General features: G+C 65.4%; 24 protein-coding genes. 15 read left to right on the top strand and 9 right to left on the bottom strand.

Features of this window, described 5'->3' with window-relative positions; genetic code table 11:
- Positions 1-11 precede the first annotated feature (11 nt).
- Both ACZ9C1_RS07215 and ACZ9C1_RS07210 read right to left on the bottom strand, forming a co-directional pair.
- A complete protein-coding gene (locus ACZ9C1_RS07215; protein ID WP_277504477.1) occupies positions 12-218 on the bottom strand; it encodes a tautomerase family protein in 207 nt (68 codons plus the stop codon).
- 16 nt (positions 219-234) lie between these two features.
- The gene (locus tag ACZ9C1_RS07210) at positions 235-969 is read right to left on the bottom strand and encodes an SDR family NAD(P)-dependent oxidoreductase (protein WP_476253810.1); all 735 of its coding nucleotides are present in this window, start codon (positions 967-969) and stop codon (positions 235-237) included.
- A gap of 125 nt (positions 970-1,094) precedes the next feature.
- On the opposite strand from ACZ9C1_RS07210, the gene ACZ9C1_RS07205 reads away from it, so the two are divergent.
- The 3 genes from ACZ9C1_RS07205 to ACZ9C1_RS07195 all read left to right on the top strand — a co-directional run bounded on the left by ACZ9C1_RS07205 (position 1,095) and on the right by ACZ9C1_RS07195 (position 3,807).
- Complete coding sequence (locus tag ACZ9C1_RS07205) at positions 1,095-2,015, top strand: LysR family transcriptional regulator (RefSeq protein WP_110704008.1); 921 nt, start codon at positions 1,095-1,097, stop codon at positions 2,013-2,015.
- Between the two features lie 116 nt (positions 2,016-2,131).
- Entirely contained in the window at positions 2,132-2,830 is a 699-nt protein-coding gene (locus ACZ9C1_RS07200; protein WP_110704010.1) for an MOSC domain-containing protein, read from the top strand.
- Positions 2,831-2,871: 41 nt separating this feature from the next.
- Positions 2,872-3,807: a 5'-nucleotidase gene (locus ACZ9C1_RS07195; RefSeq protein ID WP_102684840.1), complete on the top strand. Its 936-nt coding sequence runs from the start codon at positions 2,872-2,874 to the stop codon at positions 3,805-3,807.
- A 38-nt stretch (positions 3,808-3,845) separates the two neighbouring features.
- Here ACZ9C1_RS07195 and ACZ9C1_RS07190 read toward each other — a convergent pair whose 3' ends face one another.
- Both ACZ9C1_RS07190 and ACZ9C1_RS07185 read right to left on the bottom strand, forming a co-directional pair.
- Positions 3,846-4,163 carry a DUF2388 domain-containing protein gene (locus tag ACZ9C1_RS07190; protein WP_102684839.1) on the bottom strand — a complete coding sequence of 106 codons (318 nt, stop codon included), beginning with the start codon at positions 4,161-4,163 and terminating at the stop codon, positions 3,846-3,848.
- 107 nt (positions 4,164-4,270) lie between these two features.
- Positions 4,271-5,002, bottom strand: coding sequence for an RHS repeat-associated core domain-containing protein (locus ACZ9C1_RS07185; protein WP_431197004.1), 732 nt, complete (start codon positions 5,000-5,002; stop codon positions 4,271-4,273).
- A gap of 174 nt (positions 5,003-5,176) precedes the next feature.
- Between ACZ9C1_RS07185 and ACZ9C1_RS07180 the strand changes: the two genes are divergently transcribed.
- Together ACZ9C1_RS07180 and ACZ9C1_RS07175 are read left to right on the top strand one after the other, a co-directional pair.
- The gene (locus ACZ9C1_RS07180; protein ID WP_277504473.1) at positions 5,177-5,803 is read left to right on the top strand and encodes a glutathione S-transferase family protein; all 627 of its coding nucleotides are present in this window, start codon (positions 5,177-5,179) and stop codon (positions 5,801-5,803) included.
- A 145-nt stretch (positions 5,804-5,948) separates the two neighbouring features.
- Complete coding sequence (locus tag ACZ9C1_RS07175; RefSeq protein ID WP_277504472.1) at positions 5,949-6,752, top strand: RHS repeat-associated core domain-containing protein; 804 nt, start codon at positions 5,949-5,951, stop codon at positions 6,750-6,752.
- A gap of 122 nt (positions 6,753-6,874) precedes the next feature.
- On the opposite strand, the gene mrdA is transcribed toward ACZ9C1_RS07175, so the two are convergent.
- The gene (gene mrdA / locus ACZ9C1_RS07170) at positions 6,875-8,764 is read right to left on the bottom strand and encodes a penicillin-binding protein 2 (RefSeq protein ID WP_258701531.1); all 1,890 of its coding nucleotides are present in this window, start codon (positions 8,762-8,764) and stop codon (positions 6,875-6,877) included.
- A 172-nt stretch (positions 8,765-8,936) separates the two neighbouring features.
- The gene (locus tag ACZ9C1_RS07165; RefSeq protein ID WP_214501762.1) at positions 8,937-9,113 is read right to left on the bottom strand and encodes a hypothetical protein; all 177 of its coding nucleotides are present in this window, start codon (positions 9,111-9,113) and stop codon (positions 8,937-8,939) included.
- 203 nt (positions 9,114-9,316) lie between these two features.
- Between ACZ9C1_RS07165 and ACZ9C1_RS07160 the strand changes: the two genes are divergently transcribed.
- From ACZ9C1_RS07160 to ACZ9C1_RS07125, 8 genes are all read left to right on the top strand, one after another.
- Positions 9,317-10,339: a LacI family DNA-binding transcriptional regulator gene (locus tag ACZ9C1_RS07160; protein WP_476253809.1), complete on the top strand. Its 1,023-nt coding sequence runs from the start codon at positions 9,317-9,319 to the stop codon at positions 10,337-10,339.
- Between the two features lie 72 nt (positions 10,340-10,411).
- Positions 10,412-11,182, top strand: a complete 771-nt coding sequence (locus ACZ9C1_RS07155; protein WP_139670637.1) for a sugar phosphate isomerase/epimerase family protein — start codon at positions 10,412-10,414, stop codon at positions 11,180-11,182.
- Positions 11,175-12,134 carry a sugar kinase gene (locus ACZ9C1_RS07150; RefSeq protein WP_277504470.1) on the top strand — a complete coding sequence of 320 codons (960 nt, stop codon included), beginning with the start codon at positions 11,175-11,177 and terminating at the stop codon, positions 12,132-12,134. The genes ACZ9C1_RS07155 and ACZ9C1_RS07150 overlap by 8 nt, the downstream gene beginning before the upstream one ends.
- Positions 12,135-12,191: 57 nt before the next feature.
- A complete protein-coding gene (locus tag ACZ9C1_RS07145) occupies positions 12,192-13,469 on the top strand; it encodes an MFS transporter (protein WP_457378650.1) in 1,278 nt (425 codons plus the stop codon).
- Positions 13,470-13,479: 10 nt separating this feature from the next.
- Positions 13,480-14,466 carry a 2-hydroxyacid dehydrogenase gene (locus ACZ9C1_RS07140; RefSeq protein WP_457378651.1) on the top strand — a complete coding sequence of 329 codons (987 nt, stop codon included), beginning with the start codon at positions 13,480-13,482 and terminating at the stop codon, positions 14,464-14,466.
- Positions 14,467-14,669: 203 nt separating this feature from the next.
- A complete protein-coding gene (locus ACZ9C1_RS07135; RefSeq protein ID WP_476253808.1) occupies positions 14,670-15,416 on the top strand; it encodes a gluconate 2-dehydrogenase subunit 3 family protein in 747 nt (248 codons plus the stop codon).
- A 12-nt stretch (positions 15,417-15,428) separates the two neighbouring features.
- On the top strand, positions 15,429-17,204 hold the full coding sequence (locus ACZ9C1_RS07130; RefSeq protein WP_476254564.1) for a GMC family oxidoreductase: 1,776 nt from the start codon (positions 15,429-15,431) through the stop codon (positions 17,202-17,204).
- A 17-nt stretch (positions 17,205-17,221) separates the two neighbouring features.
- Positions 17,222-18,535 (top strand): c-type cytochrome, encoded by a 1,314-nt coding sequence (locus ACZ9C1_RS07125; protein WP_476254563.1) that lies wholly within the window; start codon positions 17,222-17,224, stop codon positions 18,533-18,535.
- Positions 18,536-18,722: 187 nt separating this feature from the next.
- On the opposite strand, the gene ACZ9C1_RS07120 is transcribed toward ACZ9C1_RS07125, so the two are convergent.
- The 3 genes from ACZ9C1_RS07120 to ACZ9C1_RS07110 all read right to left on the bottom strand — a co-directional run bounded on the left by ACZ9C1_RS07120 (position 18,723) and on the right by ACZ9C1_RS07110 (position 20,657).
- Positions 18,723-19,052 (bottom strand): hypothetical protein, encoded by a 330-nt coding sequence (locus tag ACZ9C1_RS07120; RefSeq protein ID WP_102685238.1) that lies wholly within the window; start codon positions 19,050-19,052, stop codon positions 18,723-18,725.
- A 74-nt stretch (positions 19,053-19,126) separates the two neighbouring features.
- Entirely contained in the window at positions 19,127-19,777 is a 651-nt protein-coding gene (locus ACZ9C1_RS07115; RefSeq protein ID WP_367858618.1) for a DUF998 domain-containing protein, read from the bottom strand.
- A gap of 64 nt (positions 19,778-19,841) precedes the next feature.
- Positions 19,842-20,657, bottom strand: a complete 816-nt coding sequence (locus ACZ9C1_RS07110; protein WP_476253807.1) for a sulfite exporter TauE/SafE family protein — start codon at positions 20,655-20,657, stop codon at positions 19,842-19,844.
- A gap of 109 nt (positions 20,658-20,766) precedes the next feature.
- Here ACZ9C1_RS07110 and ACZ9C1_RS07105 point away from each other — a divergent pair, with 109 nt between their 5' ends.
- Together ACZ9C1_RS07105 and ACZ9C1_RS07100 are read left to right on the top strand one after the other, a co-directional pair.
- Positions 20,767-21,534 (top strand): AraC family transcriptional regulator, encoded by a 768-nt coding sequence (locus ACZ9C1_RS07105; protein ID WP_258600696.1) that lies wholly within the window; start codon positions 20,767-20,769, stop codon positions 21,532-21,534.
- A 79-nt stretch (positions 21,535-21,613) separates the two neighbouring features.
- A complete protein-coding gene (locus ACZ9C1_RS07100; protein WP_110704040.1) occupies positions 21,614-22,363 on the top strand; it encodes a FadR/GntR family transcriptional regulator in 750 nt (249 codons plus the stop codon).
- Positions 22,364-22,395 lie beyond the last annotated feature (32 nt).

Raw genomic sequence — 22,395 nt, 5'->3', positions numbered from 1 at the left:
ACGGTGAAGCGTCAACGACCTTCGCGCTGGCGCAGCGCCGTCACCGTCTCGCCAGCGACCCCCCAGTTGTCGGTGGGCACCTCCTCGATGACCACGAAAGTACTCGCCGGTGGCTTGTTCAGCACCTGTTCCAGCAAACGCGTGGTGCCTTCGATCAGCTGGCGTTTGTGTTCGGCCGTGACGCCTTCTTCGGTGACGCGGATATGGACATAAGGCATGTGCGTGGCTCCCGTTTCAGTGCCAGGTGCCGGCGGTGCTGCCACCGTCGACGGGCAGCACGGCGCCGCTGACGAAGCGCGCGTCGGTCAGGTACAGCACGGCGTTCACCACGTCCTCGGGCTGGCCGGTGCGTCCACTCGGCGACAGTGCGCCGAGGCCTTCGGTGCTGCCGTTGTGCAGCGGGGTGTCGATGATCCCCGGGGCCACGGCGTTGACCTGCACGCCGCTGGCAGCCAGTTCCAGCGCCAGGCCCTTGACCGCCTGGTTCAGCCCGCCCTTGACCAGCACCGGCAACAGTGCCGGCACGCGGGTGTCCGGTTGCAGCGCCACCGAAGCGGTGATCGCGACGATATGCCCGTGCCCTTGCGCCTTCATCACCCGGGCGGCGGCCTGGGCGGGGTAGAAGAAGCCCTTGAGGTTGGTGCCGACCAGCGCGTCGACATCGGCCTCGGTGTAGTCGGTCACTGGTTTCGGGATGAAGATGCCGGCGTTGTTGACCAGGATATCGACCCGGCCAAAAGCTTCCTGGGCGGTGGCGAACAACCGCTCTGCGGTGGCTTTCTCGGCGATGTCGCCGGCCACGCCGATAAAGCCACGCGGGTTGCCCAGGCGGGCGGCGGCCTCGTCCAGGCGAACCTGGGTGCGGGCGTTGCCGACCACGTTGTCGCCACGCTCGAGGAAGGCCTGGGCCAGGGCGAAGCCCAGGCCGCTGGAGGCGCCGGTGATGATGACGGTTCTTGCGGTGCTCATGGGGGAAATCTCCGGTGGGTCGAGCCAGTGCTCGGGTGTGCAGCCACTCTAGGCTGTAACGCCGACTTGAAAAATGAGGCGTTTGGCATTTCAATCGATACATCATGTAATCAATCGAGCCACCCATGACCCGCCACTTCGATGATCTGCAACTGGGCAGCCTGGAGCTGTTCTGCCTTGCCGCCGATGCCGGCAGCTTTACCGAGGCCGCGACCCTCGCCAGTGTCACCCCCGCGGCGGTGAGCCGTTCGGTGGCGCGACTGGAGGAACGCCTGGGCGTGCGCCTGTTCGTGCGTACAACCCGGCAGATGCGCTTGAGCGAGGCCGGCCAGGCCTACTACCAGCATTGCCGCCAGGCGCTGGGCCAACTGGTCGAGGCCGAGCGCCAGGTCACCGGCGGCCAGCTCGAGCCCGCAGGCTGCCTGCGCATCAGTGCGCCGACGCCTTACGCTCACCACCGCCTGTTGCCACTGCTGCCGCGTTTTCGCCAACGCTATCCGCGGGTGCAGGTGGATGTGCACGTGAGCAACCGCAACGTCGATTTCGCCGAAGAGCATTTCGACCTGGCGATTCGCGGACGCGCACCGGCCGACTCGCGGCTGGTGGCCCGGCGCCTGGAGGATGCCGAGCTGGTGGTGGTCGCCACCCCGGGCTACCTGGCCCAGGCCGGTGTGCCACAGACCCTTGAGGACCTGGCCGGGCACCAGTGCATCCAGTTCGAACTGCCCAGCAATGGCCGGCGTCCTCCCTGGAGTTTTCGTCGCGAGGGGCAATGGGTCGAACTGGAAACCCAGGGCGCCTTGACCTGCCTGGGCGATTTTCTCGCCACCACCACCCTGGTGCGTCATGGCGGCGGGCTGATGCAGGCCTACCGCTTCACCGTGCAGGACGCCCTGGACAGCGGCGAGCTGGTGGAGGTGCTGGCCGGGCATGGCGGCACATCGCGGCCGTTCATGCTGGTCTATCCCCAGGCCCGCCACATGCCGCTGAAGGTCCGCGTGTTCATCGACTTCCTGGTGGCCGAGGTGGGTCTGCCGTTGGGCTGAAGCCCTGTGGCGCCGACCTTGGCGGACTATGCTCTGAGCAGCTCCGGCAATCGGCCGGTTGGGCCTCTCGCGGGCTCTGGTGTAAGCTCTCCCGGACTTCAACACGAGACCGCCGCATGACCTCGCCCAGCCCGCGCCTGGACTGCCTGCTCACCGGCAGCGCCCGGCCATTCACCCGCCCAGGTTCCCTCAGCGCCATCGACAAGCAACCCCGCCAAGGCCCCTTGCGGGTGACCTTGCTCGGTATCGCCGGTGACGAACAGGGCGATCTGCGCGTGCACGGCGGCGTCGAGAAGGCCATCCACCACTATCCCCGCGACCACTACCCCGACTGGGTCGCGGAACTCGGCGAACACCCCTTGCTGACCCGGCCCGGTGCCTTCGGCGAGAACTTCAGCAGCAGCGGCTGGCGCGAGGCCAATGTGTGCCTGGGCGACCGTATCCGCGTCGGCACGGCATTGCTGGAGATCTCCCAGGGGCGCATGCCGTGCTGGAAGCTCAACGACCGTTTCGACGTGGCGCAGATGGCGCTGCGGGTGCAGCAGAGCGGACGCACCGGCTGGTACTACCGGGTGCTGGAGGAGGGCGAGGTACAGGCGGGCGATGCCCTGCAACTGGTCGAGCGGCCCTATGGCCAGTGGTCGGTGGCGCGGCTTTCGGCGGTGCTGTTCGACAAGCAACTGGAGCCCGGCCTGTTGCGTGAATGCCTGGAACTGCCACTGGTGCCGAACTGGCGCCGGACCCTGGAAAAACGCCTGGAGCAACGCCAGGTCGAGGACTGGACTTCGCGCCTGCACGGCCGCAGCGACAGCTGAACGGCATCGCGCACAACATCTACCCACACAAGGAATGCCCCATGGCCTTCGAACTGGATGATCGCCTGGTCATCGGTGTCGCTTCCAGCGCCGTGTTCGACCTGAGCGAGTCGGACGCCGTGTTCCGCCGCGACGGCGAGGCGCAATACCGCAAGTACCAGGAGCAGCACCTGGATGAGCCGCTGGGCAAGGGCATTGCCTATCCCTTCATCAAGCGCCTGCTGGCGCTCAATGACCTGCGCGGCGACCCCGAGGACCCGTTGGTGGAGGTGGTATTGCTGTCGCAGAACGACCCGGACACCGGCATGCGGGTGATGAAGACCATTGGTCACTACGGCTTGAACATGACCCGGGCGATTTTCACCCAAGGCCGCTCGCCGTATGAGTACATCCCGGCGTTGAACATCGCGCTGTTCCTGTCCGCCGACAAGCAGCACGTGGACGCCGCGATCAAGGCTGGTTACCCGGCGGGGCAGGTGCTGGATTCGAAGTTCGACGACGATGAAAGCGACGATAACCTGCGCATCGCCTTCGACTTCGACGGTGTGCTGGCCGGCGATGAGTCGGAAGCGGTGATGCAGTCGGGCGGCCTGGGCAGCTTCCACGCCCATGAAGTGATCAATGTCACCCAGCCGCACAACCCCGGCCCGCTCAAGGAGTTCTTCGTGCGCATTGCCCGCATCCAGGCGGCCGAGGAGCAGCACAAGCTGGCCAATCCCACTTACGAGAACCGCCTGCGGGTGTCGATCGTCACGGCGCGCAACGCACCTTCACACGAGCGGGCGCTCAATACCCTGAAAAGCTGGGGGGTAATGGCCAATGATGCGTTCTTCCTGGGTGGTATCGAGAAGCGCAGGGTATTGCAGGTGCTAAAGCCGCACATCTTCTTCGATGACCAGTCCGGGCACCTTAAGAGCACCAGCACGGTGGTGCCGTCGGTGCATATCCCGTTCGGTGTGACCAACCGCCCGGGCTGACCGGCGCCGCGCAAGCGGCGCCAGGTCGCCCTGGTCCGTCAGTGATCCGCCAGCCTGTCATCCTGTGACAGCAGCGCCTGGGCCAGCTCTTCGTCACTGGCCTGCAGCCCCGGATTGGCCTGGCGCACCTCGGCCAGCGCCGCTTCCAGATAGGCCCCGCGAATGGCACCTCCACTGGCGACGAAGGCCGACAGCTCGTCGCGGGCCGGGATGATCCGTTTGTCATCCTTGAAGGTCGAGTACAGCGAGGCGGAGACCCCCGCCGAGGTGGCGACGTCCCCAGCATCGACGCGGGCCAGGGCGGCACCGGCAGGGAGCAGGAGCAGCAGCGAGGGAACGAGCAGTAAGTGGCGCATGGCGAGTCCTCCGGAAAGGTGATGCCCAAGGGTGTTACTGCATGCAGTTAAGAGCACTTGAGGTATCAGGGAGTTCCGCTATGTTTGCGAACGTAATGCGTCAGGGGCTACTCATGCGTGGCTCTGACAGTCTCCGTCGAGGTTGAAGGCTCATGCATCGTGGGAGGCCTTGGTTGCTCCTGAAAACCGGATGAGCTCAAGTCACCCCTAGGATTCATGTTGTTGCGGGCGCTGTAGTTACGGTTAGTGAGTGTGTTTGCGACTTGTTCAATGTAGCTTTGTTGAACCGGGTGGATGTTTTGTTTTTGAGTGGGGTTGTCGGGTGTTGGTGAACTGTAAAACGGCTGTGGTTCAAATTTTTTGCTGGCGAAACCGCTTTTACTCGCTTCTACGCTGGCGTTCACATGATGAGGCAGTGGCGTGGGCCGCCGGCTTGGTGCAGGAGAGTTCGGCGGCGTCGAGTCGGTGGAGGTCGTTGAAGATGATCGCCTCATCATATGCCCGGATGGATCAACATTGTTGACTGGATCATTCTGGCAGTAGGCATAGGCATTGGCGTCACCCTCACCAAATGGACTCAAGTCATCGGTCGAGAGAAACCGCATCAGCACAGGGCTGTAGGCACGGTATCCGTTGCCGAGCAGGTAACACCCAGTAAACTCTCGCAACTGTGCCGTGAAGCGCAGTAGCGATGACTTGGGATCCGAGCCGGGGTCGTGGCCGAATATGCTGTAGCTGATTGTCTCGGGGTGCTGACTGAACGGGTGCCACAGGGTCGAGCCTTGGGTGTCAGCGGCCAGTATCGCGATCCACTGCTTACCTGTTTTGAGCCGGGCCATGGTGTTTTCCTTGTCAGGGGACCATGTGACTTTGGCGTTTCCCGTGATGCTCGGCAACTGACAGATTTGCCAGGTACGCGCCAGCAATTGCCAGCCATGGCGACATTGACCCATAACCCTTGCTCATGATCTGCTCGCTGTCCTGCAGCCTGCCAATCAAAGGAACCGGATGCCATGGCCGAATACACGCTCCACTGCTTTGCCGAGTCGGGAAATGCCTACAAGGCCGCGCTGATGCTGGAACTCACCGGCCAGGACTGGGCGCCGGTGTTCGTCGACTTCTTCCATGGCCAGACCCGTGGGCAGGACTGGCGTGACGCGGTCAACGAGCAAGGGGAGGTGCCGGTGCTGGAGCATGCCGGCGAGAAGCTTACCCAATCGGCGCTGATCCTCGACTACCTGGCCGAGCGCAGCGGCCAGTTCGGCCCGCGGGACGATCACGAGAAGCGCGAGATCTGGCGCTGGATGCTGTTCGACAACCACAAGTTCACCAGCTACTACGCGGCGTTGCGCTTCATCTACTGCCTGAAGCAGATGGGCGAGTCGGATGTCACCCGCTTCCTGCGCGAGCGGGCCAGGGCGGCCTACCAGATCGTCGATGCGCACCTGGCGAAGACGCCGTTCATGGTGGGTGGACGGCTGACCATCGCCGATCTTTCGCTGGCGGGCTATGTGTACATGCCCGAGGATACCGGCCTGGCGGTTGCCGAGTTCGGGCATATCGAAGCCTGGAAGCAGCGAATCCAGGACATGCCAGGGTGGAAACACCCCTATGACCTGATGCCGAAAGCCGCTGGTTGAGGCAACGCCAGACCAGCAGATACAGGCTTGCCTTGCGATAGGGCACACGGCATGCAGGTTGGCAGGCCTGGCATTTTTGTCAGTTGCGGGCTAATGAAAGTTGCCTGCACAGTCATGCAGACAGGAACCTTGTTCAGGAGTCTGCATGTCAGTATCAACCTTTAGCTCGAAAATGGCCCTGCTGGCCACCGACCGGCACGGTTCGGTGCTGCACCTGCATGCATTGCCGGTTATTCCCCAAATGCCCTATACCGCTTTTGGTTATCGGCTGCCTGCCATTGGGCTGTCCTCGGTAATGGGTTTCAATGGTCAGTTGCAGGAGCAGACGCTACTGGGGTATTTACTCGGAAATGGCTATCGGCTGTACAGCCCAGTGTTAATGAGGTTTATGTCGCCCGATAGTTTAAGTCCTTTTCGCGCAGGTGGTTGCAATGCATATGCTTACTGTGGCAATGATCCCGTGAATACTATTGATCCGTCAGGTCACAGGCGGCTACAGGCAAAAAAGGCAATGTTGATAGATACTCGGAAATCCACCTCGCGATCTATTGAGGGCGAAGATTTTTCCCCACGTAATCAGGAAGCTTGGGATAAGCCCGGAAATACGGCGAATTTTTCTCTTGGGCCAAAACGGGATACTACCGCTATCGAAAGAAGTAAGCTGTTGGTGTATGTAGTTTCTGGCGAAGAATTTTATGTAAGAGGAGTTGATCTCAAAGAATTTGACACGATTGTACGGGAAGTCTCGGCGCGCGGTAAGGCTACATACCGGCCCGCTAGCGAAGCTGAGGTGAAGAATTATAATGAGCCGTTCGATAGGCTTGGCGATATCTTTGAGGCTGGTGAGAATCAATATCGTGATGCCTTTGATGTTGATAATGAGTTGGTCAGTCTTGTTCCGGGTAGTGCAAGAATTCGAACAGGTAAAAATTATCGTCCCCGAAAGTGAATCAAAAAGTAATGAGAATTACGCTCGTGAGAAGTGGCCTGTTTCAATAAGCCTATATTTGCAGCTTTGGTGTCGTACAATTGAGGGTGCACTTTCTGAACGCGGCGGCCTGGGCTTTACAGTCACAAGGTATGCGCAACCGTCTTGGCCAACCTCACATATTGCGCCTTCAAATGCCCCTGCTCATCCAGCAGGTAGGCATCCATCACCTCGCGCACCACCGGTCCCGCCACGCGGCCACCGGCCTCGCCGTTCTCGATCATCACCGCCACCACCAGCGCGGGGTGATCGGCCGGGGCAAAGCCGACGAACAGGGCATTGTCGCGGTGGCGCTCGAGGGTCTTGTCGCGGTTATAGCGCTCACCCTGCTTGATCGCCACCACCTGCGCGGTGCCGCTCTTGCCGGCGATGCGGTACTGGGCGCCGGCGGCGGATGCGCGGGCGATGCCGCGCGGGTCGTGCATGACCATCTGCATGCCCTGGCTGACCTGGTCCCAGGCATGCTTGTCGTGCAGCACGATATCCGCCATCGGATGCGGGTCGACCGGCGCCTGGCCACCGATGGTCAGGGCCAGGTGCGGGCGGTGCCACACGCCCTTGCTGGCCAGCAGGCTGGTGGCCTGGGCCAGTTGCAGCGGGGTCACCTGCATGTAGCCCTGGCCAATGCCGAGAATCAGCGTTTCGCCGGGGAACCAGGCCTGGCGCCGGGTGGCGCGCTTCCACGCCTGGGACGGCATCAGCCCCGGCGCTTCCTCGAACATGTCAAGCGAGACCTTCTGGCCGAGGCCGAACTCGGCCATGTAGTCGTGCAGGCGGTCGATGCCCAGCTTGTGCGCCAGGTCGTAGAAGTAGGTGTCGTTGGAGCGCATGATCGCGCTGTACAGGTCCACCCAGCCATCGCCCGTGCGGTTCCAGTTGCGGTACTTGTGCTCGTAGTTGGGCAACTCGTAGTAGCCAGGGTCGAACACCCGGCTGCCGGGGGTGATCACGCCGCTGTCGAGGCCGGCGATGGCCACCTCGGGCTTGACCGTCGAACCTGGGGCGTACAGCCCGCGCAGCACGCGGTTGAACAGCGGCCGGTCGATGGAATCGCGCAGGGCAGCGTATTGCTTGAAGCTGATGCCCTTGACGAACAGGTTGGGGTCGAACGCCGGGTTGCTGACCATCGCCAGCACGTCGCCGTTGGCCGGGTCGAGCACCACCACCGCGCCGCGCCGATCGCCCAGGGCCTTCTCGGCGGCTTGCTGCAGGTGGGCGTCGAGGCTCAGCACGATGTCCTTGCCCGGCACCGGGTCGTGATGATTGAGCACGCGCATCACCCGGCCCTGGGCGTTGGTCTCGACTTCCTCGTAGCCCACCTGGCCGTGCAACTGGTCCTCGTAGAAACGCTCGATACCGGTCTTGCCGATCGACTGGGTGCCGCGGTAGGCAGTGCTGTCGAGGCTCTTGGCTTCCTTCTCGTTGATGCGTCCGACGTAGCCGACCGAATGGGCGAAGTGTTCGGCCAAGGGGTACTCGCGAATGAATTGCGGCTCTACCTCCAGCCCCGGCAGGCGGAACTGGTTGACCGCGATCAGGGCGATCTGCTCCTCGCTCAGGCCGACCAGCAGGGTCACCGGCTCGAACGGCTTGCGGCCGCGGCGCAGGTCCTTGTCGAACTGCTGGCGGTCGTCATCGGACAGTCCCAGGACTTGCGCCAGGTTGTCGAGCACCTTCTTCGAATCGCCGGCCCGCTCGCGGGTCATGGTCAGGTTGAAGCTGGGCTTGTTGTCGGCCAGCACCACGCCGTTGCGATCATAGATCAGGCCGCGTTCGGGCGGGATCGGCAGCACGTGCACGCGGTTGTTTTCCGACACCGCCGACTGCTGGTCATGCTGCAACACCTGCAGCACGTAGAGCCGACCTACCAGCACCGCCACCAGGCCGAGCACCAGCAGGGCGCAGGCCAGCAGCCGGCGGTTGACCAGGTGCTTTTCCTTTTCGTGGTCCTTGAGGGGAATGGGTTGCGGCATGAGCACAGGAGAGCGGCGGGTGGGGCGGCGATGCTACGCGGGCAGGCGGTGGGGCTCAAGACGGGAGCGCCGCCCTGCGCAGCCCAGGCATGGGCCTGGCCCGCAGGCAAGGGTGCTGCGGCGATCATGAAGTTTCCTTCATGTGAGCTGCGGGAAACACCTGACGCCACAACTAGGCAATGAATTCAGTTTCTCCGGTGACCTCAGCACCTTCACCTTCATCCTGGCGAACGCTGAGCACCACGGCACCTGCGCACAAGCCCAGCAGCCCGACGCTGGCCACCACGATATCCCCCATTCCCATGCCGGCGAGCATTAGCACCAGGCTGATACGAAACAGAGCGGTCATGGCGATCTCCAGGGCAGGGCGAGCGAAGTCCGAAGTATCACCATACCGCTCTGAAGGCCGAGGTACAGGGCAGGAGGGAGGGTTTGGCAGTGTATGCGCCTGCTTTGGCACAAAGCCCGCCACTTGACGGCATGGGCCATCCCTGATTTCATTGAAACCGGTTTCATCAACCCTGCACAAACACCTACAAGAAGGGCTCAGGGGTGGATAAAGATGCAGTTCCCGTCCGCGGGCGGGTCACTATCAGCGAGGTCGCGAAGGCGGCCGGCGTCTCCAAGGCAACCGTCTCGCGCTATATGGGCGAGGATCGGCAACTGCTCGCCGAGGCGACCGCGCAGCGGATCGAAGCCGTCGTCGAGCGCCTGGGCTATCGCCCCAACCGCATGGCCAGTGCCCTCAAGCGCGGCCGCACCGGGCTGATCGGCATGCTCCTGGCGGATATCCGCAACCCCTATTCCGTGGCAGTGATGCACGCTGTCGAGACGGCCTGTCGGCAGCACGGCTACAGCCTGGTGGTGTGCAACACCGACTGTGACGACGCCCAGGAGCGCAGCCAGCTGCAGGCCCTGCAGTCGTATAACGTCGACGGCCTGATCGTGAACACCCTGGGCCACCGCGCCGGGGAACTGGCCAGCCTGGCCCGCGACCTGCCCATGGTGCTGGTCGACCGGCAACTGGCGGGCCTGCCGGTCGATCTGGTGGGCCTGGACAACAGCGACGCCGTCGAGCAGGCGCTCGATCACCTTGAACACAACGGTTATCGCGACATCCTCGCCGTCACCGAGCCACTCGATGGTACCAGCTCGCGACAGGAGCGCGTGGATGCCTTCCAGGCCTCCATCGCCCGGCGTCGTGGGTTGCGCGGGCAGGTGCTGGAGGTGGGGGCGGGCCTCGCCGAGCAGCTGGGCGCGTTCATCGCCGGGGCAGGGCACGGCCCGCAGGCGCTGTTCAGTTGCAACGGTGTCGCCACCCTGGAGCTGGTGCAGGTGCTGCACGCCAGGGGCGGGCCGCTGTTCCAGGACCTGGGCCTGCTGGCGCTGGACGACCTGGACTGGTACCCGCTGGTGGGCGACGGCATCAGCGCATTGGCGCAACCCACCGGGCGCATCGGCGCTGCGGCGTTCCAGTGCCTGCTGGAGCGCTTGCAAGGCAGCCCTCTGCCGGCCCGGCGCCTGGATTTGCGCGCGCAGCTCATTGCGCGGGGCTCTACCCGATCACACCACTGACGGCGTCCCGGACGCCGTTGTTGCCGGGAAAAAATGAAACCGGTTTCATCTACAAGAACAAGGACTACCACGATGCGCACGCACACTGTCTCCATCAGCTTGTCGAGTTTCGGTGCCGATGCCGTAAGGCGGTTCGGTCAGGCCAGTTACCTGCCGTTGCTCGCCGCGGCCGGGGCGCGGCGGGTGGAGTGGCGCGAGGAGCTGTTCGACGCCGCGCCTGATGCCGCTACCTTGGCCAACCTGGCCGCCGAGCATGGCCTGCAGAGTCTCTACTCCACGCCACTGGAACTGTGGCGCGAGGACGGCAGCCTGGAGCCCGCGATTGCCCAGCGCCTGCAGTTGGCGGGTGAGATCGGTGCGGTGGCGCTCAAGGTGTCGCTGGGTCATTTCCAGGCTGGCTGCGATTTGCAGGCGCTGGCGCCACTGTTGCAGCACAAGACGGCGCTGTACGTGGAAAACGACCAGACGCCCTACGGCGGGCGGCTGCAGACCTTGGTGAAGTTTTTTCGCGAGGCCCAGGTCCAGGGCGTGGCGCCGGGCATGACCTTCGACATCGGCAACTGGTACTGGCACGACGAGTCGCCGCTGCTGGCCGCGCAATTGCTGGGGCATTGGGTGCGCTACGTGCACTGCAAGGCGGTGGCGCGCCGCGCCGACGGGCGCCTGGTGGCCGTGGTGCCCGAGGACCTCGACCTGGCCCAGTGGCGCGAATTGATGACGCATTTCGCCCCGGGCCTGCCGCGTGCCATCGAGTACCCCCTGGCCGGCGAGGACCTGCTGGCACTGACGGCGCGCCAGGTCGCGCAACTGGCCGAGCTGGAAGGGCAGGTGTGCCATGGCTGAGCATGACGTGCTGTGCTTCGGTGAAACCATGGCCATGTTCGTGGCGGCGCAGCCGGGCAACCTGGCCCAGGTCGAGGGCTTCGGCAAACGCATCGCCGGTGCCGACAGCAACGTGGCCATCGGCCTGTCACGCCTGGGCCTGCGGGTGCAATGGCTGAGCCGGGTCGGCGACGACTCGCTCGGTGCCTTCGTGCTCGACAGCCTGCGCCGCGAAGGCCTGGACTGTTCCAGTGTCGAGATCGATGCCGGGCACCCCACGGGGTTCCAGCTCAAGGAACGCTGCGACGATGGCAGCGATCCGAAAGTCGAGTACTTCCGCCGTGGCTCGGCAGCCAGCCGGCTGTCGCCCGCGCTGCTGCGGCCGGCGTTGTTGCAGGCCAGGCACCTGCATGCCACGGGCATTCCGGCGGCGCTTTCAGGCAGTTGCCGCGAACTGTGCCACCAGTTGCTGGACGGCATGCGAGCCAATGGCCGCAGCATCTCCTTCGACCCCAACCTGCGTCCCTCGCTGTGGCCCGACCGCCAGACCATGGTGCGCGAGGTCAACGCCCTGGCGGCCAAGGCCGACTGGGTGCTGCCAGGGCTGGAGGAGGGGCGCCTGCTCACCGGTCGGCAGTCGCCGCAGGCCATCGCCGAGTTCTACCTAGAGCAGGGCGCGCAATACGTGGCCATCAAGCTGGGGGCCGAAGGCGCCTACTGGCGCGATGCCCAGGGTGCCCATGGCGTGGTGCCCGGCCAGCCTGTCGCCCGGGTAGTGGACACCGTGGGTGCGGGCGATGCCTTCGCCGTCGGGGTGATCAGCGCCTTGCTCGAAGGCTTGCCGCTGCGCCGCGCCGTGGCCCGCGGCAACTGGTGCGGCAGCCGCGCGGTGCAGAGCCGCGGCGACATGGAAGGCCTGCCGCAACGTCATGAACTGGACCACCACGAAAACCCTGCGCGCGAAGCACGCTGAAGCGCCGGCCTGTGCGCAACCTGATGTGACAAGAACAACAAGACCAGGAGAACACCCATGCAGATCGATCGACTCGCACCCAGACGCTGGTGGTACATCATGCCCATCGTCTTCATTACCTACAGCCTGGCCTACCTCGACCGGGCCAACTACGGCTTCGCCGCGGCCTCGGGCATGGCCGACGACCTGAAGATCACCCCGGCGCTGTCGTCGCTGCTCGGCGCGCTGTTCTTCCTCGGCTACTTCTTCTTCCAGGTGCCGGGCGCCCTGTACGCGCAGAAGCGCAGCGTGAAGAAGCTGATCTTCGCCAGCCTGATCCTCTGGGGCGGGCTGGCCACGCTGACCGGGATCGTCCACGACGTCTATTGGCTGATCGCCATCCGCTTTCTCCTGGGCGTGGTCGAGGCGGCGGTGATGCCGGCCATGCTCATCTACCTCTGCCACTGGTTCACCCGCGCCGAGCGCTCGCGGGCCAACACCTTCCTGATCCTCGGCAACCCGGTGACCATCCTGTGGATGTCGGTGGTCTCGGGCTACCTGGTGCAGCAGTTCGACTGGCGCTGGATGTTCATCATCGAGGGCGCGCCGGCCATTCTCTGGGCGTTCATCTGGTGGCGCCTGGTCGATGACCGACCGGAGCAGGCCAAGTGGCTCGATGCCCGGGAGAAGGCCGCGCTGCGCGAGGCGCTGGATGCCGAGCAGCAGGGCATCAAGCCGGTGAAGAACTATGCCGAGGCGTTTCGCTCGCCCACGGTGATCATCCTGTCGCTGCAGTATTTCTGCTGGAGCATCGGCGTGTATGGCTTCGTCCTCTGGCTACCGTCGATCCTCAAGCAGGCCGCCGCGCTGGACATCGTCACCGCCGGCTGGCTGTCGGCGGTGCCCTACCTGGGGGCGGTGCTGGCCATGCTCGGGGTGTCGTGGGCCTCGGACCGCCTGCAGAAGCGCAAGCGCTTCGTCTGGCCGCCGCTGCTGATCGCCGCGCTGGCGTTCTACGGCTCCTATGCCCTGGGCACCGAGCACTTCTGGTGGTCATACGCCTTGCTGGTGATCGCCGGGGCCTGCATGTACGCGCCCTACGGGCCGTTTTTCGCGATCGTTCCCGAACTGTTGCCGGCCAACGTCGCCGGGGGCGCCATGGCGCTGATCAACAGCATGGGCGCGCTGGGCTCGTTCTCAGGCTCGTACCTGGTCGGCTACCTCAATGGTGTCACCGGCGGCCCCGGCGTCTCGTACCTGTTCATGTGCGGTGCATTGCTGCTGGCCGTGGCCCTGACCGCCGTCCTCAACCCCTTGCAACAGGCGCGCCGGCACAGCCTGGCGCCGAGCCGATAGGAGCCTCAGCATGAAAAAGCGCATCGTCGCCTACAAACGCCTGTCCGATGAACTGATGGCGCGCCTGCACGCGCAGGCCGAGGTGACCCTGGTGGAAGCGCCGGCCGCCGATGGCCTGGCGCGCTTGCGCGCGGCGCTGCCGGGCGCCCATGGCCTGCTGGGCGCCAGCCTGCGCCTGGACCGCCCGCTGCTCGACCTGGCGCCGCAGCTGGAGGTGATCTCCAGCGTGTCGGTGGGCGTGGACAACTACGATATCGAGGCGCTGGATCAGCGCGGGGTGCTGCTGACCAACACCCCCGACGTGCTCACCGAAACCACCGCCGACACCGGTTTCGCGCTGATCCTGGCCTGTGCCCGGCGCGTGGTCGAGCTCGATGGCTGGATTCGCGCCGGCCACTGGCGGGCCGGGATCGGGCCGGCGCAGTTCGGCTGCGACGTGCAGGGCAAGACCTTGGGCATCGTCGGCATGGGCCGTATCGGCGAGGCCCTGGCCCGGCGCGCGCATGCCGGTTTCGGCATGCGCGTGCTGTACCACACCCGCAGCCCGCGGCCCGAGGTGGAGGCGCGGTACGGCGCTGGCTATCGCAGCCTTGACGCGTTGCTGGCCGAGTCCGATTTCGTCTGCCTGTGCCTGCCGCTGACCGGCGCTACGCAAAACCTGATCGGCGCGCGCGAGCTGGCCCTGATGAAACCCTCGGCGATCCTGGTGAACATTTCCCGCGGCCGCGTGCTCGACGAGGCGGCACTGTTGCAGGCGCTGGCCGAGCGGCGCATTCGTGGCGCCGGGCTGGACGTGTTCGTGCAGGAGCCGCTGGCGGCCGATTCGCCGCTGCTGCAACTGGACAACCTGGTGGTCACCCCGCATATCGGCTCGGCCACGCTGGAGACCCGCGAAGCCATGGCCCGCTGCGCGGTGGACAACCTGCTGGCCGCGCTGGCCGGCGAGCGGCCGGCGAACCTGGTCAACCCTGTGGCCTGGGAGCGGCGAAACAACTGAACCTGGTGAGCGTCGCGCTTGCCTCATGCCTACCAAAACAACAGCCTTTGTCTGGTTCGAGATCCCGGGGGCGCTCTGCGACCCCTTGGCAATTCAAGGCCGGCCGCGCAAGACAGCGCTGTCTTGCACGGCCGGCGCCGGGATCTTCATTGGCGAAAAGGGCGACGATTCCCGTATGACCTGATCAACAGAGAGACATCCTCATGTCCAAGGACCAACCCGCCTCCGTGCAACCGGCGCGCCGGGCGTTCCTGCGCCAATCCCTGACCCTGATCCCGGTGGCGACCCTCGCCAGCACGGGACTGGGCGGTGCAGTGCTCGCCGCCAGCGCCACCCCGGCAGCCGCCGAACCGGCCCGGCCGGTTACCGCGCGCGCCTACCAGCCGACCTTCTTCACCCAGGAGGAGTGGGCCTTCGTCAGCGCCGCCGTGGCCGTGCTCATCCCCACTGATGCCCTGGGCGCGGGCGCGGCCGATGCCGGCGTACCCGAGTTCATCGACCGCCAGCTCAACACCCGCTACGGCAGTGGCGGGCTGTGGTACATGCAGGGGCCATTCCACCCCGACGCCCCCAGCGAGCTGGGCTACCAGCTCAAGCTCAACCCCCAGGAGATCTACCGGCTGGGCATCGCCGAGACCGACGCCTGGTGCAAGGCGCAGTTCGGCAAGGCGTTCGCCCAGCTCGGTCTTGCGCACCAGCAGCAGGTACTGGAAGCCCTGGACGGCGGCACGGCGACGTTTGCCTCGTTGCCGGCGGCCACCTTCTTCAACATGCTCTGGCTCAACACCCGCGAAGGCTTTTTCAGCGACCCGCTGCACGGCGGCAACCAGGGGTTGGTCGGTTGGAAGCTGGTGGGCTTCCCCGGCGCCCGCGCCGATTTCATGGACTGGGTGGAGCGCGACGAGCGTTATCCGTTCCCGCCGGTCTCCATCAGCGGCGAGCGGGGTTGAAGCATGAGCCAGATGAAAAAAGTCGATGTAGTCATCGTCGGGTTCGGCTGGGCCGGGGCGATCATGGCCAAGGAGCTGACAGAGGCCGGCCTGCAGGTGCTCGCCCTGGAGCGAGGTCCGGCCCGGGACACCTACCCGGATGGCGTCTACCCGCAGACCATGGACGAGCTGACCTACAACTCGCGCAAGAAGCTGTTCATGGACATCTCCCGCGAGACCGTGACCCTGCGCCACAGCGTCAACGACGTGGCCGTGCCGTATCGCCAGTTCGGCGCCTTCCTGCCCGGCACCGGTACGGGTGGGGCGGGGCTGCACTGGTCTGGCGTGCATTTTCGCGTCGACCCGGTTGAGCTGCGCCTGCGCAGCCACTATGAGGAGCGCTACGGCAAGGCCTTCATCCCCGAAGGCATGACCATCCAGGACTTCGGCGTGAGCTACGAAGAGCTGGAGCCATACTTCGATTTCGCCGAGAAAGTGTTCGGCACCTCCGGCACGGCCTGGTCGATCAAGGGCCAGGTGGTGGGCCGCGACAAGGGCGGCAACCCGTTCGCCGCCGACCGCTCCAGCGACTTCCCGCTGGTGGCGCAGAAGAACACCGTGTCGGCACAACTGTTCGAGAAGGCCGCCCGTGAAGTCGGTTATCACCCCTACAACCTGCCGTCGGCCAACACCTCCGGGCCGTACACCAACCCCTACGGCGCGCAGATGGGGCCGTGCAACTTCTGCGGTTATTGCAGCGGCTATGCCTGCTACATGTACTCCAAGGCCTCGCCCAACGTGAACATCCTGCCGGCCCTGCGCCAGGTGCCCAACTTCGAGTTGCGCAACAACGCCCATGTGCTGCGGGTCAACCTGACCGAGGACAAACGCCTGGCCACCGGCGTGACCTATGTCGACAGCCAGGGGCGCGAGGTCGAGCAAGCGGCCGACCTGGTGATCCTCGGTGCCTTCCAGTACAACAATGTGCGCCTGATGCTGCTCTCGGGCATCGGCAAGCCTTACGATCCGGTCAGCAACCAGGGGGTGGTGGGGCGCAATTTTGCCTACCAGAACATCTCCACCGTGACCGCGTTCTTCGACCGCGACAGCCACCACACCAACCCCTTCATCGGTGCCGGCGGCAACGGTGTGGCGGTGGACGATTTCAACGCCGACAACTTCGACCATAGCCCCCACGGTTTCGTCGGCGGCTCGCCGTTCTGGGTCAACCAGGCGGGCGCCAAGCCTATCTCTGGCACCAAGGTGCCGCCGGGCACGCCGAAATGGGGCAGCGCCTGGAAGGCCGCGGTGGCCGACAGCTACCGGCACATGCTGTCGATGGACGCCCACGGCGCGCACCAGTCCTACCGCGACAACTACCTCGACCTGGACCCGGTGTACAAGGACGCCTACGGCCAGCCGTTGCTGCGCATGACCTTCGACTGGAAGGACAACGACGTGAAGATGAACCGCTTCATGGTCGAGCGCATGGGCAAGATCGCCGAGGCCATGGGGCCCAAGGCGATCAGCGCGGGGAAAAAGGCCTTCGGCCAGCACTTCGATGCCTCCACCTACCAGACCACCCACCTCAATGGCGGCGCAATCATGGGCACCGACCCGAAGACCAGCGCGCTCAATCGCTACCTGCAATGCTGGGACGTGCACAACGTGTTCGTGCCTGGCGCCTCGGCCTTCCCCCAGGGCCTGGGCTACAACCCCACCGGGCTGGTGGCGGCGTTGACCTACTGGTCGGCGCGGGCGATCCGCGAACGCTACCTGAAGAACCCCGGCCCACTGGTGCAGGCATGAGGAGGCCGGTCATGAAACTGAAGACACTGTTCATCGCCATGCTCGGCCTGGGGGCGAGCACCTTGCTGCATGCCGCCGACGGCGTCGATCCCGCCTTGGTCAAGCAGGGCGAGTACCTGGCCCGTGCCGGCGACTGCGTGGCCTGCCACACCGCCAAGGGCGGCAAGCCCTTCGCCGGCGGGCTGCCGATGGAGACGCCAATCGGCACCCTCTATTCGACCAACATCACCCCGCACGTCAGCGGCATCGGCCAGTACCGCTACGAAGACTTCGAGCGCGCCGTGCGCCAGGGCATCGGCAAGGATGGCAGTACGCTGTATCCGGCCATGCCATACCCGTCCTATGCCCGGGTCAGCGATCAGGACATGCAGGCGCTGTATGCCTACTTCATGCATGGCGTGCAGCCGGTGGCGCAGCAGAACAAGGCCAGCGACATCCCTTGGCCATTGAGCATGCGCTGGCCGCTGGCGTTCTGGCGTGGGTTGTTCGCGCCCGAGGTCAAGCCGGTCGAAGCCGCAGGGCGTGATCCGGTGGTGGCGCGGGGTGCCTACCTGGTCGAAGGGCTGGGCCATTGCGGCGCCTGTCATACGCCACGGGCGATCACCCTGCAGGAAAAGGCATTGGATACCACCGATGGCGACGCTTTCCTGGCCGGCAGCGCACCGCTCGAGGGCTGGATCGCCAAGAGCCTGCGCGGCGACCACAAGGACGGCCTGGGCAGTTGGAACGAGGCGCAGATCGTCGCCTTCCTCAAGACCGGCCGCAACGAGCGCACGGCGGTGTTCGGCGGCATGAGCGACGTGGTCGAGCACAGCATGCAGTACATGAGCGATGCCGACCTGACGGCCATTGCCCGCTACCTGAAGACCTTGCCGCCGACCAACCCGGACGACCAGCCGTTCCAGGCGGACCCCAGCGTGGCCCGGGCGCTGTGGCAAGGCAATGACGGCAAGACGGGCGCGGCGTTGTACGTGGACAACTGCGGGGCTTGCCACCGTACCGACGGCCAGGGCTATGCCCGGGTGTTCCCGGCGCTGGCGGGCAATCCGGTGGTGCAGGGGCAGGACGCCACCTCGCTGATCCACATCGTGCTGGAAGGCGCGACCCTGCCGGCCACGGCGAGCGCGCCGTCGACGTTCAGCATGCCCGGCTTCGGCTGGCGGCTGTCGGACCAGCAGGTGGCCGATGTGGTCAACTTCATTCGCAGCAGCTGGGGCAACCAGGCCGTGGCGGTGACCGCGGGGCAGGTGGCGGCGCTGCGCAAGGCGGCACCGGTGCCGCTCAAGGCGCAGACGCTGATCGGCGATACCACGGGGATTGCGGAGCCTTGATCGACAGGCTCGATTGACAGGGAGGTGTTGTGGGAGGGGGCTTGTCCCGCGATGGCCGCTTGGCCAGATCGCGGGGCGAGCCCGCTCCCACCGGTTGCCGATTACGCCGCTGAATACCTCGAAATTACTTCAACATGTGCTAATAAATTACATTTCATATAACTCATAACCATTTGAATTATATAAATTATTTTTTAGCAACTGCGTGCTGAGCACATTGCTCGTAATACGTCTGCTTGATCGCCGCCGGCTTCAGCCGCGAGCGGCTGTTGTACGTCTGCTCGGTGATCCCGAACGCCGTCATGCGCATCCATGGCTTGGCGAACTTGCGTACCTGCAGCTTCTTGCGCGTGGCATACAGGGTCACCCCGGAAAGCTTGGCCTGTTGCGCCTCGGCGGCGATCTGTGCGCCCCAGCCGCATACCTGGCGATCGTTCTGGCTCAGGGCCCGGGCCTGGGCGCCGAAGGCGGTTGTGGCCAGCAGGCAGCCAGCCACGGTTGCTAGAATTACGCGCATGTTGCTGTCCTAAGCATCTGAAGGAAAACAAAGTTTGCCCGCGCTTTCGACGCCTGGGGGCCAGCAGTTTGCCGTCAGGCGATGGCCATTTGCAGTCCATCGCGGGAACGCCAGCGCAACGATTGCAGGGCCAGGGCGGCAACCCACAACACGCTGATGCCGTAGTTAAGGCGCTGATACAGGCCGAACAGTTCACCGCCTTGCGCGGCCTTGGCCATCAGCACCACGGTGATTATCGCCAGCACCGAGCACAGCAGTGACCACCTTCCCAGCCACGGGGAGCCTGCCACGCGTTTGCCCAGCCAGATCCACAACACGCTGGCCAGGGTCAGCGAGAGGAACATCAGCAGGCCGCTGAGATTGTGCATCTGTTGCGAGAACGACGGCTCCAGCGGCGCGCAGCCCTGGTCGCAGGGGAACCAGCCGGTACCCAGGCTGCCGACAGCGTGCAACAGCACCAGCCCCGCGCTCAACCGAGCCAGCCCCGAGTACCGCCAGCGCCGCGCCAGGCCCCAGGCGAACAGGCCGAAGAGCAACGCCAGGGGGAAGTTGTTGACCCAGGGCGAGAAGCCATGGGTCGGCGCGCCGACCGCGCCGAGCTGGCTCATGGCCTGCTGCAGATGGTCGTAGCCGGGATAGGCCAGGGCGGTCAGGCCAACGCCCGACAGCAGCCAGAGCGGGATGAGCAGGCCAGTGGCGAGCAGCAGGCGATCGAACGTCTTCATGCGGTTTCCTTCCTTGGAGAGAGCAGGTCGCAGCCTACAGCGCGGGCATGACCGATGGCCAGGCTCAATCGCCAACGAGCAGCATCACCAACAGTACGCAGGCCAGCAGCGCCAGGTAGGCCCGGGCATGCACGTGGTCGGGGATGCGCCCCAGCAACGGCGCGGCCAGGTGCATGCCCAGCCAGGCACCGACCGTCATCACCAGGGCGGCGCGCAGGTCTACCAGTCCTAGCAGGCCGGCGCCCAGGTCAGTCTGGGTGCTCGGTACCAGGGCATAGACCAGCGTCGCCGCCAGGGCCATGGGCAGCGACAGCGGATTGGCCATGGCGGTGGCGGTGCGCATGCTGGCGCCGCGGCGGCGCATCAGCGGCACGGTCATCACGCTGCCACCCACGCCGAGCAGCGCCGCCAGCGCGCCGATGGGCAGGCCGGCCAGGGTCGCGCTGGCATGGCTCATCGCAGCCCGGGCCTGCCCGCCTGTGCGGACAAAGCCCGGGCGCAGCCAGGCATCGAGCAGGCTGAGCAGCAGGTAGGCGATGAACAGCCCGCGCAGCCAGGCGCTGGTCACGTACAGGGCGGCCCAGGCGCCGAGCAGGGCCCCGACGGCAATGGCCGGCGCGAGGGGGCGCACCAGGTCCCAACGCAGGCTGCCGGCGCGGTGGTGGCGCCAGGTGGCCAGGGCGCTGCTGAAGATCATCACCGTGGCCGAGGTGGCCACGGCGATCTGCATGGCATGCTCCGCCACGGCCGTGCCGGCGCCGTGGCTGGTGAGCAGCAGGGCATAGAGCAGCGGCACGGCGAAGAACCCGCCGCCGAAGCCGAACAGCAAGGTGGTGACGCCGGCACACAAGCCGAAGAAGCCAAGCAGGGGGTAGAGCATGGGAACAGCCTCAGGGCCAGGACAGGGGCTCCCAGCGTAGGCACCTGCCTCTTGGCCGGCTTGCGCCAGTTGGCCAATAATCATCGCATTACGGCCAGAGCCTGCTGTCATGCGCAATGTTCCCCTGTCCCAGATCGATGCCACCCCCCGTGCGGTACTGGCCATCGCCACTGATTATCCGCCCGACACCCTGTTGCCCAGGCATGTCCATCGCCGGGCGCAATTTCTGTATGGGATGAGCGGGCTGATGGAGGTGCTGACCGACGATGGCGCCTGGGTCATTCCACCCGGCAGCGGCGTGTGGATTCCTCCCGGCAAGCCGCATCAGGTGCGCATGCGCGGCGTGAGTACCCGCAGCCTGTACATCGAGCCGACAGCGCTGCCCCGCCCGAGCCGGCTATGCGAGGCATTGCGTGTCGAGCCGCTGCTGCACCAGCTGTTGCTGGCCAGCGCCGAGGTGCCGGCCCTGCATGATGAGGCGGGGCGCGACGGCCTGCTGCTGGGGCTGCTGCTGCACGAGCTGGGCCAGGCCGAGCGCCTGCCGCTGTTCGCGCCGATGCCGACGGAGCCACGTTTGGCGGCCCTGTGCCAGGCGTTCCTGGCGCAGCCGTTGATCCATGCCCGCGCCGAGGCCTGGGCGCGTCAACTCAACTGCAGCCCGCGCACCTTCAGCCGGCGTTTTCGCGAGCAGACCGGGCTGTCGTTCGGCCAATGGCGCCAGCAGGCCTGCCTGATGGCGGCGGTGACACGCCTGGCGGCGGGCGAGGCGGTGACGGCCATCGCCCTGGACCTGGGCTACGAGAGCCCCAGCGCATTTTCCAGCCTGTACCGCAAGGTCATGGGCCACACGCCCTCGACGGCGCGGCAGGGCGCATGAAAACCCGCCCGGACGTATGTGATCGTACAACTGCTTGCGCTATCATCCCGCCTGTCTTCCACAACCAGACAGACAGGGCATGACAGAGCAGCAGGTACAGGCACGGACCCGGCGCAAGCCACGCAGTCTGGCCCAGGAACTGGTCACGGTGCTGACCGAGCGCATTCGCAGCGGCCAGCTCAAGCGCGGCGACAAGCTGCCCACCGAATCGCAGATCATGGCCGAGGAAGGGGTCAGCCGCACCGTGGTGCGTGAGGCGATCTCGCGGCTGCAGGCCGCGGGCCAGGTCGAGACCCGCCACGGTATCGGCACCTTTGTGCTGGACGCCCCAAGCACCGGGGGTTTTCGTATCGACCCGGCGACCATCGTCACCCTGCGCGAGGTGCTGGCGGTGCTGGAGTTGCGCATTGCCCTGGAGATCGAGTCGGCGGGCCTCGCGGCCGAGCGTCGCAGCGACGAGCAACTGGCCGGCATGCGCGCCGCGCTGGACGAGCTCAACGAGGGCGCGGCCCATGCCTCCGATGCGGTGTCGGCGGACTTCCAGTTCCACCTGCGCATCGCCCAGGCCAGCGGCAATCACTACTTTGCCGACATCATCAATCACCTGGGCACCAGCATCATCCCGCGTACCCGGCTCAACTCGGCGCGCCTGGCCCATGACGACCAGGCGCATTACATGAGCCGGTTGATGCACGAGCACGAAGCGATCTACGAGGCTATCGCCCGACGCGACAGCGAAGGCGCCAAGATGGCCATGCGCATGCACTTGAGCAACAGCCGCGAACGCCTGCGCCAGGCCCATGAAGAGGCCGAGGCGCAAAGGGACTGATCACCTTGGTAGGGGCTGCGTAGCAGCCCCAA

This window comes from Pseudomonas sp. TE21435, from assembly GCF_056279265.1.
This window is presented reverse-complemented; position numbering and strand designations above follow the sequence as displayed.

Excerpts from the sequence above, each read along its gene's own strand:
- ACZ9C1_RS07215 (WP_277504477.1), bottom strand. The coding sequence starts at position 218 with ATGCCTTATGTCCATATCCGCGTCACCGAAGAAGGCGTCACGGCCGAA.
- ACZ9C1_RS07210 (WP_476253810.1), bottom strand. The coding sequence starts at position 969 with ATGAGCACCGCAAGAACCGTCATCATCACCGGCGCCTCCAGCGGCCTG.
- ACZ9C1_RS07205 (WP_110704008.1), top strand. The coding sequence starts at position 1,095 with ATGACCCGCCACTTCGATGATCTGCAACTGGGCAGCCTGGAGCTGTTC.
- ACZ9C1_RS07200 (WP_110704010.1), top strand. The coding sequence starts at position 2,132 with ATGACCTCGCCCAGCCCGCGCCTGGACTGCCTGCTCACCGGCAGCGCC.
- ACZ9C1_RS07195 (WP_102684840.1), top strand. The coding sequence starts at position 2,872 with ATGGCCTTCGAACTGGATGATCGCCTGGTCATCGGTGTCGCTTCCAGC.
- ACZ9C1_RS07190 (WP_102684839.1), bottom strand. The coding sequence starts at position 4,163 with ATGCGCCACTTACTGCTCGTTCCCTCGCTGCTGCTCCTGCTCCCTGCC.
- ACZ9C1_RS07185 (WP_431197004.1), bottom strand. The coding sequence starts at position 5,002 with ATGGCCCGGCTCAAAACAGGTAAGCAGTGGATCGCGATACTGGCCGCT.
- ACZ9C1_RS07180 (WP_277504473.1), top strand. The coding sequence starts at position 5,177 with ATGGCCGAATACACGCTCCACTGCTTTGCCGAGTCGGGAAATGCCTAC.
- ACZ9C1_RS07175 (WP_277504472.1), top strand. The coding sequence starts at position 5,949 with ATGTCAGTATCAACCTTTAGCTCGAAAATGGCCCTGCTGGCCACCGAC.
- mrdA (WP_258701531.1), bottom strand. The coding sequence starts at position 8,764 with ATGCCGCAACCCATTCCCCTCAAGGACCACGAAAAGGAAAAGCACCTG.
- ACZ9C1_RS07165 (WP_214501762.1), bottom strand. The coding sequence starts at position 9,113 with ATGACCGCTCTGTTTCGTATCAGCCTGGTGCTAATGCTCGCCGGCATG.
- ACZ9C1_RS07155 (WP_139670637.1), top strand. The coding sequence starts at position 10,412 with ATGCGCACGCACACTGTCTCCATCAGCTTGTCGAGTTTCGGTGCCGAT.
- ACZ9C1_RS07150 (WP_277504470.1), top strand. The coding sequence starts at position 11,175 with ATGGCTGAGCATGACGTGCTGTGCTTCGGTGAAACCATGGCCATGTTC.
- ACZ9C1_RS07145 (WP_457378650.1), top strand. The coding sequence starts at position 12,192 with ATGCAGATCGATCGACTCGCACCCAGACGCTGGTGGTACATCATGCCC.
- ACZ9C1_RS07140 (WP_457378651.1), top strand. The coding sequence starts at position 13,480 with ATGAAAAAGCGCATCGTCGCCTACAAACGCCTGTCCGATGAACTGATG.
- ACZ9C1_RS07135 (WP_476253808.1), top strand. The coding sequence starts at position 14,670 with ATGTCCAAGGACCAACCCGCCTCCGTGCAACCGGCGCGCCGGGCGTTC.
- ACZ9C1_RS07130 (WP_476254564.1), top strand. The coding sequence starts at position 15,429 with ATGAAAAAAGTCGATGTAGTCATCGTCGGGTTCGGCTGGGCCGGGGCG.
- ACZ9C1_RS07120 (WP_102685238.1), bottom strand. The coding sequence starts at position 19,052 with ATGCGCGTAATTCTAGCAACCGTGGCTGGCTGCCTGCTGGCCACAACC.
- ACZ9C1_RS07115 (WP_367858618.1), bottom strand. The coding sequence starts at position 19,777 with ATGAAGACGTTCGATCGCCTGCTGCTCGCCACTGGCCTGCTCATCCCG.
- ACZ9C1_RS07110 (WP_476253807.1), bottom strand. The coding sequence starts at position 20,657 with ATGCTCTACCCCCTGCTTGGCTTCTTCGGCTTGTGTGCCGGCGTCACC.
- ACZ9C1_RS07105 (WP_258600696.1), top strand. The coding sequence starts at position 20,767 with ATGCGCAATGTTCCCCTGTCCCAGATCGATGCCACCCCCCGTGCGGTA.
- ACZ9C1_RS07100 (WP_110704040.1), top strand. The coding sequence starts at position 21,614 with ATGACAGAGCAGCAGGTACAGGCACGGACCCGGCGCAAGCCACGCAGT.